Source organism: Phenylobacterium sp. FG114, from assembly GCF_057809855.1.
Genome location: NZ_JBMDKU010000016.1, coordinates 93368 through 113280 on the forward strand (window position 1 = coordinate 93368; position 19913 = coordinate 113280).

Sequence of the window (19913 nt, forward strand, 5' to 3'; positions counted from 1 at the left end):
TGCTACCGGTGTCATAGTGCTCAAAAGGTCAAAACAGGGCGGATTCGATGGTTTGTGAGCTTACCCGGCGCGACGCCGTCGCCGCCGGACTCGGCATGGCCGCGATGGCTTGGAGCGCGCGCGCCGCCCAGCCCGTGGCCTCCCCCGTCGCGACCACGCGGCACGGCCCGGTCCGGGGCTACGTCGACGACGGAATCCTTGCCTTCCGGGGCGTCCGGTACGGCGCCGACACGGGGCCCCGCCGCTTCCAGCCCCCTACTCCTCCCACGCCCTGGTCTGCCGTCGCCGACGCCACCGGCTACGGCGCCGCCAGCCCCCAGCGCGACCGCAACGCCGGCAAGACCAGCGAGGACTGCCTGTTCCTGAACGTCTGGACGCCCGCGCTCGACGCGGGCCGACGGCCGGTCATGGTCTACATCCATGGCGGGGCCTATTCGAACGGCTCCGGCTCGTCGCCGCTCTACGACGGCGTGCGGCTCTGCAAGCGCGGCGACGTCGTGGTGGTGACGCTGAACCACCGCCTGAACGCCTTCGGCTACGCCTACCTCGCCCGCCTGGTCCCCGAGCTCGCCGACAGCGGCAACGCTGGCCAGCTCGACCTGATCCTGGCGCTGCGATGGGTTCGGGACAACATCGCGGCCTTCGGCGGCGATCCGGGCAAGATCATGGTGTTCGGCCAATCGGGCGGCGGGGCCAAGATCGCCACCATGATGGCCACGCCCGCGGCGGCTGGCCTCTTCCACCGGGCCGCCACCATGAGCGGCCAGCAGGTGACCGCCTCCGGCCCCGGCAACGCCACCCAGCGCACCCTGGCCTGGCTCGAGGCCCTCAAACTGAAGCCCGAGCAAGCCGCCGAAACGCGCACCCTGCCCGTCGACAAGCTGGTCGAAGCGCTGAGCGCCGAGGACCCGGTCCTGGGCTTCGGCGGCCTCTACTTCGGCCCCGTGCTCGACGAACGCTCGCTGAAGCGCCACCCGTTCTATCCCGACGCCCCGGCCCAGTCGGCGAAGATTCCCATGATCATCGGCAACACCCACGACGAGACCCGGGCCTTCCTGGGCAGCGATCCGGCCAACTTCGCGCTCACGTGGGACTCCCTCCCCGCCAAGCTCAACCAGGCCAACATGCGGGTCGACATCGACCCGGCGACGGTGATCGACGAGTACCGCCGGCTCTATCCAACATATTCACCCTCCGAGGTGATGTTCGCCGCCACCACCGCCGCCCGATCCTGGCGGGGCGCGATCATCGAGGCCGAGGAACGCGCCAAGTCCGGCGCGCCGACCTGGGCCTACCAGCTCGACTGGGCGACGCCCAAGGATGGCGGCAAGTTCGGCGCCCCACATGCCAGCGACATCCAGCTCGTCTTCGACAACATCGCTAAGCCCGGCGCCACCGCCATCGGCCCCACCGCTCAGCCCATGGCCGACCAGATGAGCGAGGCGTTCCTGGCCTTCGCGAAAACCGGCGACCCGAACTGCAGGGCGATCCCCCGCTGGGCCCCCTACCGCCTGCCCCGGCGCCAGACCATGGTGTTCGACACGCCGTCGAAACCGGTCGACGACCCCCGCGGCGCCGAGCGCCGACTGTTCGAGAAGGTCCCCTTCGTCCAGGCCGGGACGTAGGGCCTGCGGCAGGAGCGCGCAGCCGCCGGCCGTCAATCTTTGGCCCACCTTCCGGGCGCAACCTTCTCCTGCCCGTCGGCGCGATGGTGCGGCGGCCGGCCAAGGAAGCAAGCCCGATGAAGAGCGCCCACGTCCTGCAACTGACCCGCAAGCACAGCGAACTCGACGCGCAGATCCGCGACGAGCAACGCCGGCCCGAGTCGGACGCGACGGCGCTGCGGACGCTCAAGCGGCAAAAGCTCAGGCTGAAGGAGCAAATCCTCCAGGCGGAAGCGCCCTAGCGGAGAGGGGCCGCCTGACGTCAGCCCGTGTAGCGGGCTTCCATCAGATCGATGTCGCGGACGAGCTTGCGGCCCAGCTCGTCCTCGATATCGCGCGCCCGAATGCGCCGGTAGATCTCGTCCCGCTCGGCCCTCAGGCCCACGAGCCGGAGCTGGCGCTCTACCTTTTCCAGCTTCCGCTGAAGCGACGCGGACTCGGGGCTCTCGAGCCGCCCGTCGATACGCGCGCGGTAGAGCTCCATGATCCGTACCGACGCCTCGGTGTAGAGGTCGGCGTCCGCCTGGCCCGCGCCTAGGGCGTGCTGTTCGTCCTCGATCGCCTGGATAGCGGCGTGGGCGGCGGCCAGCCGGGTGCGGTCGATCTCGATCTGTCGCGAAGGCTCGGGCGGCAGTTCCAACCCGCGCAGGACGCGGGGCAAGCCCACGCTGGCGACCACAAGCGAGAAGAGAATGACCCCGGCCGCCAGCACGATGGCGAGGTCGCGGGCGGGGAACGGCGTCCCGTCATTAAGCGTCAACGGCAGGGTCAGGACACCCGCCAGGGTGATCGCGCCGCGCACGCCGGCGAGCGACATGGCCGCCACCAGCCGCCAGTTCACCTTCGGCGGTCGCTCACCGCGCCGCCGCGCCCTGAACAGAGTGAGGCGCAGCGACGCCCACACCCAGGCGAAGCGCATCGCGCCGAGCGCCGTGCTGATCGCCAGCACGTAGACGATCAGCCACCAGGGTTCGGCATGGCCCGTGGCCCTGACCGTCTGGCTGGCCTCATTCCAGAGGCCGGGCATCTGCTCGCCCAGCAGCACGAAGATCACACCGTTGGCGGCAAACTGCACGACATCCCAAACCGCCGCGCGGCGGACCCGCGTCACGGCCAGCGCCTGGCCGCTCTGTTCGGTGAACCCCATGGTCACGCCCGCCGCCACGGCGGCCAGGATGCCGGAGCAATGGAAGTGCTCGGCCAGCATATAGGCGCCGAAGGGGATCAGCAGGCTAATCAGGATCTGAGCGCTGGTGTCCTCGCCCAGGCGATTGGTGATCCACTGCTTCGTGAACGAGACCGCCCAGGTCACCGCGACGCCGATAGCGACGCCCCCCAGCGCCAGCCAGGCGAATGTCACCAGCGCCTCCTGGACCACGAACGTCCCGGTCAGCATCGCGGCGACGGCGAAACGCATGCAGACCAGCCCCGAGGCGTCGTTCAGCAGCGACTCGCCCTCGAGGATGTGCATGACCCGCTTGGGCAGCGGCGTGCGCGAGGCGATGGCCGAGACCGCGATCGGGTCGGTGGGCGAAACCACCGCGGCGAGGGCGAAGGCCACCGGCAGCGGCATCGCCGGGATCAGCCAATGGATCAGGAAACCCACGCCCACGACGGTCAGGATCACGAGGCCGATGGCCAGTTCCAGCACCGTGGCGCGGTCGCGCAGCAGGTCGTCCTTTGGGATCCGCCAGCCGTCCAGGAACAGCAGCGGCGGCAGGAACAGCAGGAAGAACAGGTCCGGTTCGAGCTCGACCGTCGGCACCACCGACAGCGCGATCATGGCGCCCAGCACGATCTGCACGAGCGGCAGCGGAAGGCGCGTGAGGCGCGCCAGGGAGCCGCTGACCACGACGGCCAACAACAGGAACAGGATCGTGACGACGGAACTCAAGGCGCCTCCTCGGGTGAGGTGCTGATAGCAGACTCGACCCTGCGTCAGCCCAGACGGCGGTCACGGTTGCGTCAGCGGATGACGGACGCCCCCGTGGCCCCGATCGCCGCCTCGATCTCGCGCACGTCGACCATCGAGGCGTCCCCCGGCGTGGTCATGGCCAGCGCCCCGTGCGCCGCCCCGTAGTCGACGGCCGCCTGCGGTCCCAGCCCCTGGATCAACGCATAGGCGACGCCGGACGCAAAGGCGTCGCCGCCCCCTACCCGGTCGAGGATGTCGAGGTTCTCGCGGGTCACCGAGCTCACCACCTCGCCCACCGACCACAGGACGGCGCCCCAGTCGTTGGCGCTGGCCGACTGCGCGGTGCGCCGCGTGCTGGCCACCACCTTGAAGCCGAACTCGCCCGCCACCGCCTGGGCGAACGCCGGGAAGTCGGCCGGCGCCTCGTAGCCGAGGCATGCCCTGAAGCCCGACGGATCCCCGAACATGACGTCCACGTGCCGGGCGATCTCGCGGTTCATCGCCTGCACCGACTTGGCGTCGCCCAGGGCGTTCCAGAGCGAGGCGCGATAGTTCAGGTCGAACGACACCACCGTCCCGTGGCGCTTCGCGGCCTGCACGGCCTCCAGCACCACCTGCGGCGTCCGGGGCGCCAGGGCCGCGAAGATGCCGCCTGTGTGGAACCAGCGCACGCCCTCGTCGCCGAACAGCGCATCCCAGTCCACCTCGCCCGGCGCGATCTGCGAGGCGGCCGAGTGGCCCCGGTCCGAGACGCCCAGGGCCGGCCGAAGGCCGAAGCCGCGCTCGGTGAAGTTGAACCCCACGCGCGTGTTGCGGCCGACGCCGTCATAGGCGCGCCAGATCACGTGGCTCACGTCGACCCCGCCTTGCAGGATCAGGTCCTCGGCGAGCTTGCCGACGTCGTTGTCGGGGAACGCCGTGACCACGGTAGCGCGCAAGCCGAAGGCCTTGCGCATCGCGCGCGCCACATTGTACTCGCCGCCGCCTTCCCACACCTGGAAGCTGCGGGCGTTGCGCACGCGTCCTTCGCCGGGGTCGAAGCGCAGCATGACCTCGCCCAGGGCCGCGCAGTCCCAGCGGCACTCGGCCGCCGGCCGGATCACGAGCCCCGCGTCGGCCATCTACTTCCCTCGGATCTTCTTGATGAGCTGGACGGTGTCGCGCACCCGGGCCTCGATGCCCGCGTAGTCGCCAGCGTCCAGCAGGGCCTTGGTGATCAGGTTCGAGCCCATGCCGCAGGCGACGATCCCGGCGTCGAACCAGGGCTTCAGCGACGCTTCGGTGACGTCCACGCCGCCGGTCGGCATCACCTTGGTCCAGGGCATCGGCCCCAGCACCGCCTTCACGAACTCGGGACCACCCACGGAGCCACCGGGAAACACCTTGACGATCTCGCAACCCAGCTCCTGGGCCTGGCCGATCTCGCTGGCGGTGCCGCATCCCGGCGAATAGGCGATCACGCGCCGGTTGCAGACCTTGGCCACGTCGGGGTTCAGCAGCGGACCGACCACGAAGTTCGCGCCGTTGGCGATGTAGATCCCGGCGGTCGGCGCATCCACGATCGAGCCCACGCCCATGATCACGCTGGGGTCGGTCTTGGCGAAGTGGCGCGTCACCTCCAGGAAGACCTCGCTGGCGAAGTCGCCGCGGTTGGTGAACTCGATGCACTTGGCCCCGCCATTGGCGCACGCCTGGATCGCCTTCACGCAGACCTCGGGGTCCGGGTGGTAGAAGACCGGGATCACCCCCTGGTCCATCATGGCGTTCAGCACGACGAGGCGATCACGGGCCATCAGGCGGTCCTTCCTACGCTGGTGAGCCGGCTCAGCGCGCCAGCCAGCCGCCGTCCACGGGGACGATGGCGCCGTGCATGTAATCTGCTGCGCGGCTCGCGAGGAAGACCGCAGCACCCGCCAGATCGCTGGGCTGACCCCAGCGGCCGGCGGGGATCCGGTCCAGGATCTGCTGGTTGCGGGTCTCGTCGGCCCGCAGCGCCGTCGTGTTGTTGGTGGCGAAGTAGCCGGGCGCGAGGCCGTTGACGTTGATCCCTCTCGCCGCCCACTCGTTGCACAGCAGCTTGGTGATCCCGGCCAGCCCGCTCTTCGAGGCGGTATAGGATGGCACGCGAATGCCGCCCTGGAAGCTCAGCAGCGAAACCACGTTGATGATCTTGCCACCGCGGCCATCCGCCACCCATCGCTTGGCCACTGCCTGGCTGAGGAAGAAGACGGTCTTTAGGTTGGTGTCCATCACCGCGTCCCAGTCCTCTTCCGTGAAGTCGAGGCTGTCGTTGCGACGGATGATGCCGGCGTTGTTCACCAGGATGTCCAGGCGCCCGGCGGCGGCATAGGCCTCGAACAGGACGCGCTGGATCGGCTCGGTCGTGCCCAGGTCGGCGCTGACCGCGTGCAGCTTGCGACCGGCCTTAGCCACCAGCGCCGCCGTCTCGTCGGGCAACGTGCGGCCCACGGCGACGATGTCCGCGCCGGCTTCCGCGAGGCCGACGGCGATCGCCTGGCCGAGGCCGGTGTTCGCGCCGGTGACCAGGGCCACCTGTCCGGTGAGGTCGAAGGGGCTCGGGCTCATTTCAGCTGGCAGATGTCGAGGACGTTCATGTCGGTGTAGTCCAGGTTCTCGCCGCCCATCGCCCAGATGAAGGCGTAGTTCGACGTGCCCGAACCCATGTGGATCGACCACGGCGGCGACATCACGGCCTCCTCGTTGGCCATGATGATGTGCCGCTGCTTGTCGGGCTCGCCCATGAAGTGGAAGACCCGGTCGTTCTCACCCAGGCCGAAGTAGAAATAGATCTCGCTGCGCCGGTCGTGCAGGTGCGGGGGCATCGTGTTCCATACGCTGCCGGTGTTCAGGATCGTCAGGCCCAGCAGCAGTTGCGCCGACTTGCAGGTCTGCGGCACCACCAGCTGGTAGATCGTCCGCTCGTTCGAGGTCTCCAGCGCGCCGCGCTCCAGCGGCACCGCGTCGGCCAGCGCCAGCTTCTTGGTCTCGAACGCCGCATGGGCCGGCGTCGACACCAGGTAGAAGCGCGCGCCCTCGCCCTCGAACGTCACGTCCTTCGCGCCCATGGTCACGTACAGGCAGTCCTTCGGGGCCAGCGCGTAGGCCGTTCCGTCGACGGTGACCGTGCCGGCCACGTCCGAGACGTTGATGATGCCCATCTCGCGCCGTTCAAGGAACGGATGGCCCTTGGCGCTCTCCGGCTCGGTCTGGTCAGGCAGCTTGATCGCGCCCTTCGCCGGCGCGGCGCCGCCGATCACGAAGCGTTCGTAGTGGGTGTAGTTCAGCACCACCTCGCCGGCCGCGAACAGGCCGTCCACCAGGTAGCGCTGGCGTAGGGTCTCATTGTCGACCCCCTCCATCATGTCGGGGTGCGTGGCGTGGTAGGTGCGTTTGAACACGAAAGGTCCTCCCGTCAGGCCGGCTCGGGCGTGCGCTGGGCCGCCGGCTCGTCCAGTTTGTAGGCCCGCTTGGGCAGGTTGTAGGCCAGGTCGACGATGGTCTCGGCCGCGTCGTCCTCATCGAGGCGATGCTCCGTCACCAGCCGCGCCAGGAAGCTCGCATCAACCCGCCGGGCCACGTCGTGGCGCGCTGGGATCGACAGGAAGGCGCGGGTGTCATCGTTGAAGCCGACGGTGTTGTAGAACCCCGCCGTCTCGGTGGTCTGCTCGCGGAACCGGCGCATGCCCTCGGGGCTGTCGTGGAACCACCAGGCGGGGCCTAGCTTCAGCACCGGGTAGTGGCCGGCCAGCGGGGCCAGCTCGCGCGCATAGACGCTCTCGTCCAGCGTGAAGACGATGATCGACAGGCGCGGGTCGTTGCCGAACCGGTCAAGCAGCGGCTTCAGCGCCCGGACGTAATCGGTGCGCATCGGGATGTCGGCGCCCTTGTCGCGGCCGAAGGCCCCGTGGACACCACGGTTGTGGTTGCGGAAGCTGCCGGGGTGGATCTGCATGACCAGCCCGTCGTCCAGGCTCATCTTGGCCATCTCGGTAAGCATCTGCGCCCGGAACAGCTCGGCGTCGGCCGAAGTGAACACGCCGCCCAGCACCTTGCGGAACAAAGCCTCGGCCTGCGCCTCGCTGAGGTCGGCCGTCTGCGCCGTGGGGTGGCCATGGTCGGTGGACGTCGCGCCCACCTCCATGAAGGCCCGGCGACGGATGCGGTGCGCCTCAAGGTAGCCCTGCCAGGAGCGGACATCCTGGCCGCTGATCTCGCCGAAGCGTTCGATTTCGATCGAGAAGTCCTCGTGCTCCGGATCCACCACCGGATCGGGGCGATAGGCGGTGACCACCCGGCCCTTCCAGCCTGAGGCGCGCATGGCCTTGTGGTGCTTCAGCGGATCGGTCGGCGCCTCGGTGGTGGCGAGCAGCTCGATGTTGAACCGCTCGAACAAGGCCCGCGGTCGGAACGCCGGCGTCGCCAGCTTCTCGCCGATCGCGTCGAAATAGACGTCGGCCGTCTGTTCGCTCAGGGCCACTTCGAAGCCGAAGACCTCTGCGAACACATGGTCCAGCCACATGGATGAAGGGGTCCCGCGGAACAGGCGCATGTTCGACGCCAGGATGCGCCAAGCCGCGCGGGGGTCGGCGCTGCTCGGCCCCTCGCGCGACGGGACCCCCAGGTCCGCCAGCGCAACACCCTGCGAGTAGAGCATCCGGTACAGATAGTGGTCGGGGGCCAGCAGCAGCTCGGTGGCGTTCGGGAACGGCGCGTCGCCGGCGAACCACTCGGGGTCGGTGTGACCGTGCGGGCTGATGATCGGCAGGCCCTTGACCTGCGCATAGAGCCGCCTCGCCACCGCGCGCGTGGCAGGCTCGGCGGGGAACAGCCGGTCCGGGTGCAGCTTCAGGGGCCTTGTCACGGCCGTTCCTCCCTCTTGGCGCGGTAGGTAACCGGTGTCATTCCGTGGCGCAAGCCAATTGCGCCGGCCACTTTTGACTACCGCGTCCCGTTCCGATTGTCTTCTGCCGACGAAATTGACACCGGTTACCTCTTCGCACAATGTGCAGCCGACCTGGCCGGGAGTCCCTGGCCCAACGACCAGAACATGCGCCGCGACCCAGGACGGACCGGCCGGAGGACAAGAAGCAAGTGACCGTTCCGGCGGCGGAGCCCGCGACCGCGTTTGATCCCCAGGCTGTCGCGCGCCGGCTCGTCGAGGCCCGACTCGCCGCGCGCGCCTTGCCCGGCTTTCCGGGCCCCCTGCCTGACGACATGGCCGGCGGCTACCGCGCCCAGGAACAGGCCATCGGCCTGTGGCCCGATGAGGTCGTAGGCTGGAAGGTTGGCCGCATCCCCCTCGAGCTGCAGGCGGACCTCAAGGCCGAGCGCGTCATGGGTCCGGTGTTCGCCAGCCACGTCTGGACCGCCGATCCTGCAACGCCCACGCCCCTCCCCGTCATCGCGGGAGGCTTCGCCGCGGTGGAGGCGGAATACATCTACCGCATCGGCCGCGACACGCCGGCCGACAAGCTGCAATGGACGCCCGAGGAGGCGCTGGACTACGTCGGCGACCTGCTTGTGGGCGTCGAGTTCGCCGGCAGCCCGCTCGCCATGATCAATGTGCTGGGCCCGCGCGTCGTCGCGTCCGACTTCGGCAACAACGCCGGCCTGATCCTGGGCCGCGCGGTCCCGAACTGGCGTGAGCGGCCCGACGAAATCCCGCCCTGCCACGCCTGGGTCGAGGGCAAGCTGGTGGGCGAAGGCTCGCCGGCCTCGATCCCCGGGGGCCCGCCGGCCTCGCTGGCCTTCCTGCTCGCCGCCTGCGCCGCTCGCGGCCGCCCGCTGAAGGCCGGCCACCTGGTGACGACCGGCGCGGCCAGCGGCATTCATGACATCGAGGCCGGACAAACGGCCCGCATCACCTTCGGCGACCTGGAGGAGATCCGCTGCGTCGCGGTCCCCGCCCAGCCGTCCGGGGCCCGGGAGGAGTAGACCGCCATGACCGCCGCCGAAGCCGAGCGCGCCGCCGCCCCGGCCGCCGCCGTTGGACGCTATCGCTGGGTCGTCGTCGCCCTGCTCTTCACGGCGATGGTCATCAACTACGTCGATCGACAGACCATCGGCCTCCTGAAGGCCGATCTGACCACCGAGTTCGGCTGGAGCGAGACCGACTATGCCGACCTCGTCCTCTATTTCCAGGCCGCCTATGCCGTCGCCTATCTCGCCTGGGGTGGGATCATGGACCGCATCGGCGCCCGCTGGGGCTTCGGCATCGCCTTCCTGATCTGGCAGCTCGGCCACATCGCCACCGCCGGCGCCCGCGGCTTCGGCGGCTTCGTCGCCAGCCGCGTGATCCTGGGGCTTGGCGAGGCCGGCGGCTTCCCCGCGGGCATCAAGGCCGTGGCCGAGTGGTTCCCCAAGAAGGAGCGGGCCCTGGCCACAGGCCTGTTCAACGCCGGAACCAACATCGGCGCCATCGTCACCCCCTTGCTGATCCCGGCCATCACCCTGGCCTTCGGCTGGCAGATGACGTTCATCATCACCGGTCTGCTCGGGCTGATCTGGCTGCCGATCTGGCTGCTCGTCTATCGCCGCCCGCGCGAGCACAAGAAGGTGACGGCCGCCGAGCTGGCGCACATCGAGAGCGATCCCGCCGACCCGGTGGAGAAGGTCCCCTGGACCAAGCTGCTGACCTATCGCGAGACCTGGGCCTACGCGATCGGCAAGTTCCTGATCGACCCCATCTGGTGGATGTTCCTCTTCTGGCTGCCCGACTTCCTGGGCAAGCGCCACGGCCTCGACCTGAAGACCTTCGGGCCGCCGCTGGTGGTCATCTATCTGCTCTCCGACGTGGGCAGCGTCGGCGGCGGCTGGCTGTCGTCACGGTTCATGCGGATGGGCTGGTCGATCAACCGCGCCCGCAAGACCACCATGCTGATCTGCGCCCTGCTCGCCGTGCCGGTCGCGGGGGCCGCGTTGGCGTCGAACCTCTGGGTCGCGGTCCTGATCATCGGTGTGGCCACCGCCGCGCACCAGGGCTTCTCGGCGAACCTCTACACCCTGCCCAGCGACGTCTTCCCTCGCTCGGCGGTCGGGTCGGTCATCGGCATCGGTGGCATGGTCGGCGCGGTCGGCGGCATGGCGATGTCGAAGTACGCCGGCTACGTCCTGGAGCAGATCGGCAGCTACACGCCGATCTTCATCCTGGCCGCCTCGGCCTACCTCCTTGCCCTGCTGGTGGTGCACGTGCTGACGCCGAAGATGGAGCCGGTGAAGCTCTGAGGCGTGCCTTCTTCCTTGCGGGAGAAGGCGGCCGGCCAAGCCGGTCGGATGAGGGGTCACGTCGGCCCCTCCTCATGACACGAAGAAGGGGTCGCCGGCGTGCGCCGTACGCCCCCTCATCCGTCGCCCTGCGGGCGACACCTTCTCCCGCAAGGGGAGAAGGGCGCCGTCAGGCTTCTACCGCCCGCCCGGCACGCCGCCCGCGGGGGTGACTTCGGCGGCCTGGCTGGGCCTGCGCCGCGGCATCAGCTTCATCGCCGCGTCCAACTCCTTCTGATCGACCCCGCCGTCCTTGTTGGCGTCGATCATGGCGAAGTACTTCTGCAGGTTCTCGCCCATGTTCCCCTTGAGCTCCGCCTTGGTGAGCTTGGCGTCCATGTCATCGTCCATGACGCCCATCATCAGGCCGGCCTGCATCGCCTTGTCGTTCTCGGGCTTCTGCTTGGCCACCGTCTCGTCCGTCCAACGGTAGTGCAGGTACAGCGCCAGCATTTCCTCGGACGACTGCTCGCCCCAGCGGATCTCGCGCTTCGCATCCGGATTGGCCGGATTGCGGGTGGAGTTGTCGAAGGTCCAGCGGGTGATGATCTTCGAGCCGGCCGGCACCTTCAGCGGCTTCTCCAGGAAGTACTCGTACTGCCAGTTGAAGTCGTACCGTGGCATGGCAAGCAGCATCTCCTCCTTGCCGTTCGGGTATTTCACCGCAACGTTCACCGATCCGCCGCGGTGGTGGGCGTGCGGGGTCAGGCCGTAGAGGATCATCTCCTTCGGCACGCCGATGTAGGCCTGCTCGTGGTGGTATTCCTCGCCGGGCGGGATCACGATCGAGAAGTCGAAGATGCCGAACGTGCGCAGCACGTACTTCGGCTCCTGGCCCTTAGGGTAGAAGTAGATCCCCATCTGGGTCTCTTCGGTCGTCTCGCGCCCGTACGGCGTGTAGTGGTTCTGGAACGCCACGCCCCCCGAAGGCGGCACCCAGACGCCGGTGTCCTTGGGCTGGAGGTTGGAGCCGCGGCCCGGCCCGTAGCCGCCCAGCGACGCGCCCCACTCGGCCTCGGACGCCGTCGCGCCGGGCTTCACGTCGCCCCCGACGACGCCGGTCAGGATGTGGTGCACGACCTGGCGGTCCGTCACGCGGAAGGTCGTGGCCTTCATCCAGCGGCCTTCGACCATCGGGTTCGGCACCACCGGCCGCGAATAGTCCAGCACGCCCTGCGCGGGGATCTTGACCGCCGGGATGGTGACGATGGTGTCCGGCTTGCCCAGGGGCCATTCGGGCGCCTGGAACTTGATCTTGGCGAGCGGGTCCTCCCCCTTGCCGCGCGGCGCGCCGGCCTCGACCCAGTGGACCAGGGTCTTGATCTGGGCTGCGCTCAGACGCTCGTCGTGCTGGAACGCCCCCACGGTCTCGTCCGCCAGGAAGGGCGGCATGCGCTTCGTGCGCAGCACCTCGCGGATCATCGGCGAGAAGCCCTTCACCTGCTCATAGGTGTTGAGCGCCATCGGCCCGACCCCGCCCGGCTGGTGGCAGCCGGTGCACTTCTCCTTGATGATCGGTGCGATGTCCGAGACGTAGCTGATCCTGTCGTGCGCCTTGCCCCGCTCGGGGAAGGCGATGGTCCCGCCCGTCGCGACGCGGATCACCGGCGCCGCCTTGCGGCCCGCGACCAGCCCGTCCACCGCTTCGGCGGCGCCGTCGATCGGCCCTCGGTAGGCGACAGTCCAGGTCCGCGGATCGATGACGATCGTCTCGCCGGTCCGGGTCACGCCCAGTTGCTCGCCGACCAGTTGCTCGTAGTCGAACAGGATCGGCATGGTCAGACCCAAGGCCTTGGCTTCGGGGTTCACCGTCTCGCGCTTCTCGCCCAGCTTCGAGGCGACGAGCATCACCTCGACGCCCTTCGCCCGGTAGGCGTCGCGGAGCGCCGCGTAGGCCGGGGCCTGCGACTTCACCGTCGCGTCGCCGCTGGCGTAGGCGATCAGCACGACCGCCTTGGCGTCGCCCATCCGGTACAGCTGCCGCGACAGATAGTTCTGGTCCGACAGCCGGAAGTCGTCGACTTGCAGCGCCGACGGCGCCTGGGCGCCTGCCACGGTGGTGAGGCTGCCGGCGGCCAGCGCGGTAGCCGCCAGCAGGGCCGCCAGGCCCACGCGGCGCGCGGTCTTCATCATGGTCATCGGCTATCCTCCCCAGGCGCCCCACCTCCCGAGTCGCTCGGTCTTGACGCCGCGACGGGGAAGTTACGATATACAGTGGATCATAACGGACGACGCCCGCCCGATGTCAACCGCCTTGGACGCCCGCATCGTCCGCACCCGTGAAGCGCTCCGCGGCGCGATGATCGACCTTGCCTCCGAACGGCCGCTCGACACGATCACCGTCCGCGCCATCGCCGCCCGGGCCGGCGTCGGCTACGCCACCTTCTTCCGCCACTACGTCGACAAGGAAGCGCTGCTCGCCGACGTCGCCGACATGCTGACCCGCTCGTTCCTGGACCAGGTGCGCCCCCTGCTGCTGGCGGCGGACCGCCGGGGCGCCGCGCGCTCGCTGTGCGCCTTCGTCGAAGCCAACCTGCCCATCCACAAGGCGCTGATCGCCGGCGGCGCGGGCGAGACGGTGCGCGCCGACATGCTGCGCCAAACGCTTGAGACCATGGTCCGCGCCCGGCCCGACAAGGCGCGGGGCGCCCTCGACGAACTCCTGCTGTTCCAGCTCGCCTCGGGCATCCTGAACCTGCTCGCCTGGTGGCTGCGCAACCTCGACCGCGTCGACGCTGAGACCATGGCCGAGATCATCGACCGCACGGTCCTCACCCCGGTCGGCGCGTTGAGGCGCCAGCCGCCCGAGGGCCTGGCCTAGCCCTTCGCCGGCGGCGCGGTGGAGTCGCGAACCACCAGCGACGGCAACCGGCTCTTGGGATCGCGGCTGCTGTCGTCCCGGCCCATCAGGCGTTCCACCGCCAGGCGGCCGATCTCGCGGGTCGGCGTGCGCACCGTGGTCAGGGTGGGCCACAGGCGAGAGGCGATCTGGAAATCGTCGAAGCCCACGACCGAGACGTCCTCGGGCACGCGGCGGCCGAGCTGGCGGGCGGCCTGCAGCACGCCAGCCGCCATCTCGTCGTTGCCGGCGAAGATCGCGGTGGGCGGCTCGGCCATCTCCAGTAGCTCGCGCCCACGCTCGATGCCGGACTCATAGGTGTAGGCGCCCTCGACGGCATACGCCTTGGCCAGATGCAGCCCCCGCTCCTCCAGCGCCTCCTCGAAACCCGAACGGCGCTCGTGCGACGAGCGGAATGTGGGCGGCCCCGAGACGAACGCGATGCGGGTGTGGCCCAGGTCGGCCAGGTGGGCGGCGGCCTCGCGCCCGCCCAGGCGGTCGCGGGTCTCGATCATGTGCTCGGGCCGGTCGAGGCTGACCGAGGCGACCCGGACATAGGAACAGCCGATTTCAGCCATCAGCTGGGCCGCGCGCTCGTCCTCCGACACCGACGGCGTCAGCACCACGCCGAACAGTCGCTGGCGCTCGACGAAGCCGCGCAGGTCCTCGAGGAAGGTGGGACTGGCGCGGTCGCACGGGTGAACCACCAACTCGAAGCCAGAACCCTTCATACCGTCCAGCAGGCCCAACTGCATGTTCACGACGTACTGCGGATTGGGATTGTCGTAGACGAGGCCGATCAGGAAGGCGCGGCCGTAGGCGAGGCCTCGCGCCTGGGGGTCGGGCACGTAGCCTAGCTCGGCGATCACGGCCTCGATCTTCTCGCGGGTGTCCGAGCGCACGAAGGGCGAGGCGTTGATGACGCGCGAGACGGTCTTCTTCGAGACGCCGGCCAGGCGCGCGATGTCGTTGATCGTCGCCCGGCGACGCGGATCGACGCCCCCGTCTTCAGGCGTGCGCGGCTTGCTCATGGGAGGCTTCACGGAAAGTCGGACCGATCCTTCGAGGGCGCAGCAGCGCTATTCATATCCCCTGACCTGCGCCGGACCGCAACCGCAAGCCGGCGCCGCTTGAGATTTGAATGACACCGGTTACCATTCCCTGATGAGCGACCCGGCGGCAATCCTCGTCATCGATCCGCGCGACGACGTGGCCGTGGCGCTACGCGCGGTGGCGGCCGGCGACGGGGTGGCGCCGGGCGTCGTGGCGGTCGCCGACATCCCCGCCGGGCACAAGGTGGCGCTTCGACCGATCGCGGCGGGCGAGGACGTGCGCAAGTACGGCTGGCCCATCGGCCACGCCACCCAGGCCATCGCGCCGGGCGCCCACGTCCACACCCACAACCTGACCACCTCGCTCTCCGGGGTCGAGACCTACGCCTACGAGCCCGCCCCGGCGGAGGCCTTGCCCGTGGCGCCGGACAAGACCTTCCAGGGCTACCGCCGGGCCGACGGCCGGGTCGGCACGCGCAACGAGATCTGGGTGCTCTGCACGGTCGGCTGCGTGGCCCGCACCGCGCAGAAGATCGCCGAGGCCGCCAACCGCCGGTTCCGCGGCCGGGTCGATGGCGTGGTCGCCCTCACCCACCCGTTCGGCTGCTCGCAGCTGGGCGGCGATCTCGACGCCACGCGCAGCATGATCGTGGCGCTGGCGGGCCACCCTAACGCCGGCGGCGTCCTGATTCTGGGCCTGGGCTGCGAAAGCAACCAGCTCCAGGCGCTGCTCGACGCCGCGCCGCACCTGGACCGCACGCGCCTGCGCGCCTTCACCGCCCAGTCCGCCGGCGACGAGATCGAGGAAGGCCTGGCCGCCGTCGAGGAACTGGTCGCCATCGCCGAACACGACCGCCGCGAACCCTGCCTCCTCTCCGACCTCGTGGTCGGCGTGAAGTGCGGCGGCTCGGATGGCTTCTCTGGCCTCACCGCCAACCCCGTCGTCGGCCGCATAGCCGACAAGGTCTGCGCCGCCGACGGCACGGCGATCCTCACCGAGATCCCAGAGATCTTCGGCGCAGAGCGCCTGCTGATGGCGCGAGCCACGGACCAGCAGGTATTCGAACAGGTCGCCGCGGTCGTGAACGACTTCAAGACCTACTTCCTGAGCCACGGTGAGCCGGTCAGCGAAAACCCCTCCCCCGGCAATATCGAGGGTGGCATCACCACCCTCGAGGAGAAGTCGCTGGGCGCCGTGCAGAAGGCCGGCCGCGGGCCGGTGACCCAGGTGGTCCGCTATGGTGGCCAGGCGCGGTCGCGTGGCGTCGTCCTGCTGGAAGCCCCCGGGAACGATGCGGTGTCGTCGACCGCCCTCACGGCCGCCGGCGCCACCGTGATCCTGTTCACCACCGGCCGCGGCACGCCGCTGGGCTTCCCAGCCCCCACGCTGAAGATCGCCACCAATTCTAGCCTCGCCCAGCGCAAGCCGCGCTGGATCGACTTCGACGCCGGGCGCATCGCCACCGGCGAGAGTGTCGACGCCGCAGCCGACCGGCTGATGGACCTCGTCCTCGCCACCGCCTCCGGTCACGCCACCCGGGCCGAAGAGAACGGCGAGCGCGAGATCGCCCTGTGGAAGCGCGGCGTGACCCTCTGATGCGCCTCTCGAACAGCACGCTCGCCCAGGTTCCGGGCTCGGTCCGCACGCCAGCCTACGACCGCGCCGCCACGAGCATCGGTGTCGTCCACTTCGGTCCGGGCGCGTTCCACCGCGCCCACCAGGCCTGGTACTTCGACCGTATGCTGCAGGACGACCCGGGGCTGGCGATCTGCGCCGTCTCGCTGCGCTCCCCCGACGTCCGCGATGCGCTGCAGCCCCAGGACGGGCTCTATGCCATCGCCGAGAAGGAGGCCGATCCGGTCGTCCAGGTGGTCGGTGCGATCAAGGAGGTGCTCGTCGCCCCGGAGGCCCCGGAAGCCGTCTTCGCCCGCCTCGACGTCGCCCGCTACGTCACCGCCACCGTCACCGAGAAGGGCTACTGCCTGACCACCGGCGGCGTACTGGACAGGGACCATCCCGACATTCGCCGCGACCTCACGACGCCCAGGCGGCCCGTCAGCCTCATCGGCTGGCTCTGCGAGGCCCTGCGTCGCCGAAAGGCCACAGGACGCAACCCCTTCACGACGATCAGCTGCGACAACCTCTCGGACAATGGCCTGAAGCTCCACCGCGCCGTCGTCAGCTTCGCCGAGGCCCGCGGCGAGCCCGAACTGGCCGCCTGGATCGAGGCGCAGGCCGCCTTCCCGTCCAGCATGGTCGACTCGATCACGCCGGCCACCGACGCCGCCCTGCGCGCCCAGGTCGCGACGGCCCTCGGGCTTACCGACGCCTGGCCGGTGCAACGCGAGCGGTTTGTCCAGTGGGTGATCGAGGATCGGCTCGGCCCCGATGCGGCCCTGTTCGCCCGCGCCGGCGTCACCCGGGCCAGCGCGGTGGCTCCCTTCGAGCGCGCCAAGCTGCGCCTCCTCAACGGCGCCCATTCCACCCTCGCCTATGTGGGCCTGGCGTTGGGCCACGAGACCGTCTCGGCCGCCATGGCCGATCCGCGGCTGGCCGGCTTCGTCGAGCGGATGATGCGCCAGGATGTGACGCCCACCCTGAACGCCCCCGAACTCGACATCCCGGACTACATCGACGCCGTGCTGACCCGGTTCCGCAATCCGGCCATCGTGCACAAGCTCGCGCAGATCGCCTGGGACGGCTCGCAGAAACTCAGGTTCCGCCTGCTGGAGACCGCCGCCGAGGCCCTGGCCGCAGGCCGCCCGGTCGACCGCCTCGCCGTCGGCGTCGCCGCCTGGATCGCCTTCGTCGTTCGCCAGAGCCGCGCCGGCCTGCCGATCGTCGATCCCATGGCCGAGACGCTGACGGCGCTCGCGCAGGACAGCGACGGTTCCTCGGCGGATGTGGAGCGCTTCCTCGCGCTGGCGGGCGCCTTCCCCCCGGCCCTCGCCGCCGACGCGCGCTTCCGTGAGGCCGCGGTCCGGGCTTACTGCGATCTGGCGGCCCGGCCTGACGCAGTCCTGGCTGGATAGCCTGCGGCGGCCTCCCTGGCCTCCTAGGCCGCCGCCTTCAGCGCCCCCAGCCGCAAGCTGATCCGCCCGACCAGCGCGTCGGGCGACAGGCCGAGGCTCTCGGCGATACGGCAGAATTCCAGCAGGTCGACGCGGCGTTGGCCGCGCTCGATCATGGCCACGTGCGAGCCCGTCTTGCCCAGCCGCGCCGCCAGCGCCCGCTGGCTCAGCCCCGCTTCGCGCCGCGCGCCGATCAACACGGCGCGCACCACTTCGTACTCGTCGGAGAAGACCGGATTCGGCCGGCGCGGCGCGCGTGCGAACGGGGACGCCACGTTGTTGACACCGGTGTCAGGGACAGACATGTTTCCTCCCGCCTGGCGCGCGTCTCTGTTTCTGCAGAACGGTTCCAGATTACTTTGACACCGGTGTCATCGCAAGCGCCGGGTGAACGAAAGTATGGGGGGATGATGACGCCGCTGACCCGCCGGGCGACGTTCGCCGGCTTGGCCGGAACCGCCGCGACGCCCGCCCTGGCGGTCGCCGCGCAGCCGGGCTGGCGGCGGGGCGTCGAGGGGCAGCGCGCGGCCGACCTGGGCGACGGGACTTTCCTGAACCCCATCGTCGCGGGCGACCATCCCGACCCCACCATCCTCAAGGATGGCGCGGACTACTACATGACCTTCTCGTCCTTCGAGGCCTATCCCGGCGTGGTGATCTGGCACTCGCGGGACCTGGTGAGCTGGACGCCGATCGCCGCGGCGCTGACGACGCCCGTCGGCTCGGTCTGGGCCTGCGAGCTGATCCGCCACGAGGGCCGGTACTACATCTACATCCCGGCCCGCTATCCAGACCGCCGCTCGATCTACGTGATCTGGGCCGACGACATCCGGGGCCCCTGGAGCGAGCCGGTCGATCTCGACCTACCCGACCACATCGATCCCGGCCACGCGGTGGGCGAGGACGGCAAGCGCTACCTGTTCCTCTCCGGCGGCGATCGCGTCCGGCTGAGCGACGACGGCCTGAAGACGATGGGCGACGTCGAGCACGTCTACGATCCCTGGCGTTACCCCGTGGAATGGGACGTCGAGGGTTTCTCGCCCGAGGGACCGAAGATCACCCGCCGCGGCGACTGGTTCTACCAGGTCACCGCCGTCGGCGGCACCGCGGGCCCGCCCACCGGCCACATGGTGATCGCCGCCCGTTCGCGCTCGATCCACGGGCCCTGGGAAAACTGCCCGCACAACCCCATCGTCCGCACGGTCAGCGCCGCCGAGAGGTGGTGGTCGCGGGGCCACGCCACCCTGGTCGAAGGCCCGGCAGGTGACTGGTGGATGGTCTACCACGGCTACGAGAACGGCTTCTGGACCCTGGGCCGCCAGTGTCTGCTGGACCCTATCGAGTGGACCGCCGACGGATGGTTCCGCGCCCGCGGCGGCGACCTCTCGAAACCGCTGCGCAAGCCGCGTGGCGGCCAGGCGGGACCGAACGGCCTGGCGCTGTCCGATGACTTCTCGCGCTCGAAGCTGGGCGTGCAGTGGGGGTTCGCCGATCCCGCGCCGGGCGAGCTGTCGCGGCTGCGGTTTGGCGACGGTCTGGCGATGACGGCCCGGGGGACCGCCCCGAAAGACTCCCCGCCCCTCACTTTCGTTGCGCCGGATCAGGCCTACGAGATCGAGGTCGACGTCGAGATTCCGGCCGAAGGCTCGGCGGGGATCCTGCTCTTCTACGACAAGCAGCTCTACTGCGGCCTCTCGTTCGACTCGCGCGCGTTCGTGACCCACCAGTACGGCCTCGAGCGAGGTCGGCCGGCCAATCCCTACGGCCGCCGCATGCGGCTGCGCATGCGCAACGACCGCCACATCGTCACCTTCCACACCAGCGGCGACGGTCGGAACTGGACGAAGTTCGACCGCCAGATGGAGGTGTCCGGCTACCACCACAACGTCCGCGGCGGCTTCATGGCGCTGCGGCCCGGGCTGTTCGCGGCGGGCCGGGGCGAGGCCCGATTCCGAGGCTTGATCTACCGCGCTCTCGTTTAAGGGCGCACGACCTCGGCTCCACTGTGGCGCCAAGGCCATTGCTTTTCTGGCCGGTTTGGCTACCCTAGATGACACCGGTGTCATCAGGATTGCCACCGGTGGCAA

At 69.7% G+C, this 19913-nt stretch carries 17 protein-coding genes; 8 read left to right on the forward strand and 9 right to left on the reverse strand.

Annotated elements, in window-relative coordinates:
- The first annotated feature begins 47 nt into the window (after positions 1-47).
- Positions 48-1625 (forward strand): carboxylesterase/lipase family protein, encoded by a 1578-nt coding sequence (locus ACODSY_RS22690; protein ID WP_488954168.1) that lies wholly within the window; start codon positions 48-50, stop codon positions 1623-1625.
- Between the two features lie 116 nt (positions 1626-1741).
- A complete protein-coding gene (locus ACODSY_RS22695) occupies positions 1742-1906 on the forward strand; it encodes a YdcH family protein (protein ID WP_488954169.1) in 165 nt (54 codons plus the stop codon).
- Between the two features lie 20 nt (positions 1907-1926).
- Here the strand turns inward: ACODSY_RS22695 and ACODSY_RS22700 are convergent, their stop codons facing one another.
- From ACODSY_RS22700 to uxaC, 6 genes are all read right to left on the reverse strand, one after another.
- The gene (locus ACODSY_RS22700) at positions 1927-3558 is read right to left on the reverse strand and encodes a Na+/H+ antiporter (RefSeq protein ID WP_488954170.1); all 1632 of its coding nucleotides are present in this window, start codon (positions 3556-3558) and stop codon (positions 1927-1929) included.
- 71 nt (positions 3559-3629) lie between these two features.
- Positions 3630-4700 (reverse strand): PfkB family carbohydrate kinase, encoded by a 1071-nt coding sequence (locus tag ACODSY_RS22705; RefSeq protein WP_488954171.1) that lies wholly within the window; start codon positions 4698-4700, stop codon positions 3630-3632.
- On the reverse strand, positions 4701-5372 hold the full coding sequence (locus tag ACODSY_RS22710; RefSeq protein WP_488954172.1) for a bifunctional 4-hydroxy-2-oxoglutarate aldolase/2-dehydro-3-deoxy-phosphogluconate aldolase: 672 nt from the start codon (positions 5370-5372) through the stop codon (positions 4701-4703).
- Between the two features lie 31 nt (positions 5373-5403).
- Entirely contained in the window at positions 5404-6165 is a 762-nt protein-coding gene (gene kduD, locus ACODSY_RS22715) for a 2-dehydro-3-deoxy-D-gluconate 5-dehydrogenase KduD (protein WP_488954173.1), read from the reverse strand.
- Positions 6162-6998, reverse strand: a complete 837-nt coding sequence (kduI, locus tag ACODSY_RS22720) for a 5-dehydro-4-deoxy-D-glucuronate isomerase (RefSeq protein ID WP_488954174.1) — start codon at positions 6996-6998, stop codon at positions 6162-6164. Before kduI ends, kduD begins: the two co-directional genes overlap by 4 nt.
- 14 nt (positions 6999-7012) lie before the next feature.
- Positions 7013-8461: a glucuronate isomerase gene (uxaC, locus tag ACODSY_RS22725; RefSeq protein WP_488954175.1), complete on the reverse strand. Its 1449-nt coding sequence runs from the start codon at positions 8459-8461 to the stop codon at positions 7013-7015.
- Positions 8462-8691: 230 nt separating this feature from the next.
- Between uxaC and ACODSY_RS22730 the strand changes: the two genes are divergently transcribed.
- Entirely contained in the window at positions 8692-9534 is an 843-nt protein-coding gene (locus ACODSY_RS22730; RefSeq protein ID WP_488954176.1) for a 2-keto-4-pentenoate hydratase, read from the forward strand.
- Positions 9535-9540: 6 nt separating this feature from the next.
- Positions 9541-10824 carry an MFS transporter gene (locus tag ACODSY_RS22735; RefSeq protein WP_488954177.1) on the forward strand — a complete coding sequence of 428 codons (1284 nt, stop codon included), beginning with the start codon at positions 9541-9543 and terminating at the stop codon, positions 10822-10824.
- Between the two features lie 177 nt (positions 10825-11001).
- Here ACODSY_RS22735 and ACODSY_RS22740 read toward each other — a convergent pair whose 3' ends face one another.
- Complete coding sequence (locus ACODSY_RS22740) at positions 11002-13002, reverse strand: redoxin domain-containing protein (RefSeq protein WP_488954178.1); 2001 nt, start codon at positions 13000-13002, stop codon at positions 11002-11004.
- A 103-nt stretch (positions 13003-13105) separates the two neighbouring features.
- Here ACODSY_RS22740 and ACODSY_RS22745 point away from each other — a divergent pair, with 103 nt between their 5' ends.
- Positions 13106-13684: a TetR/AcrR family transcriptional regulator gene (locus tag ACODSY_RS22745; protein ID WP_488954179.1), complete on the forward strand. Its 579-nt coding sequence runs from the start codon at positions 13106-13108 to the stop codon at positions 13682-13684.
- On the opposite strand, the gene ACODSY_RS22750 is transcribed toward ACODSY_RS22745, so the two are convergent.
- Positions 13681-14733, reverse strand: a complete 1053-nt coding sequence (locus tag ACODSY_RS22750; RefSeq protein ID WP_488954180.1) for a LacI family DNA-binding transcriptional regulator — start codon at positions 14731-14733, stop codon at positions 13681-13683. The two genes, ACODSY_RS22745 and ACODSY_RS22750, sit on opposite strands and share 4 nt — an antisense overlap.
- A 133-nt stretch (positions 14734-14866) precedes the next feature.
- Here ACODSY_RS22750 and ACODSY_RS22755 point away from each other — a divergent pair, with 133 nt between their 5' ends.
- Together ACODSY_RS22755 and ACODSY_RS22760 are read left to right on the forward strand one after the other, a co-directional pair.
- The gene (locus ACODSY_RS22755) at positions 14867-16351 is read left to right on the forward strand and encodes a UxaA family hydrolase (protein WP_488954181.1); all 1485 of its coding nucleotides are present in this window, start codon (positions 14867-14869) and stop codon (positions 16349-16351) included.
- On the forward strand, positions 16351-17787 hold the full coding sequence (locus ACODSY_RS22760; protein ID WP_488954182.1) for a mannitol dehydrogenase family protein: 1437 nt from the start codon (positions 16351-16353) through the stop codon (positions 17785-17787). Before ACODSY_RS22755 ends, ACODSY_RS22760 begins: the two co-directional genes overlap by 1 nt.
- Before the next feature lie 23 nt (positions 17788-17810).
- On the opposite strand, the gene ACODSY_RS22765 is transcribed toward ACODSY_RS22760, so the two are convergent.
- Complete coding sequence (locus tag ACODSY_RS22765) at positions 17811-18131, reverse strand: helix-turn-helix domain-containing protein (protein WP_488954183.1); 321 nt, start codon at positions 18129-18131, stop codon at positions 17811-17813.
- A 105-nt stretch (positions 18132-18236) separates the two neighbouring features.
- On the opposite strand from ACODSY_RS22765, the gene ACODSY_RS22770 reads away from it, so the two are divergent.
- On the forward strand, positions 18237-19808 hold the full coding sequence (locus ACODSY_RS22770; RefSeq protein ID WP_488954198.1) for a family 43 glycosylhydrolase: 1572 nt from the start codon (positions 18237-18239) through the stop codon (positions 19806-19808).
- Positions 19809-19913 lie beyond the last annotated feature (105 nt).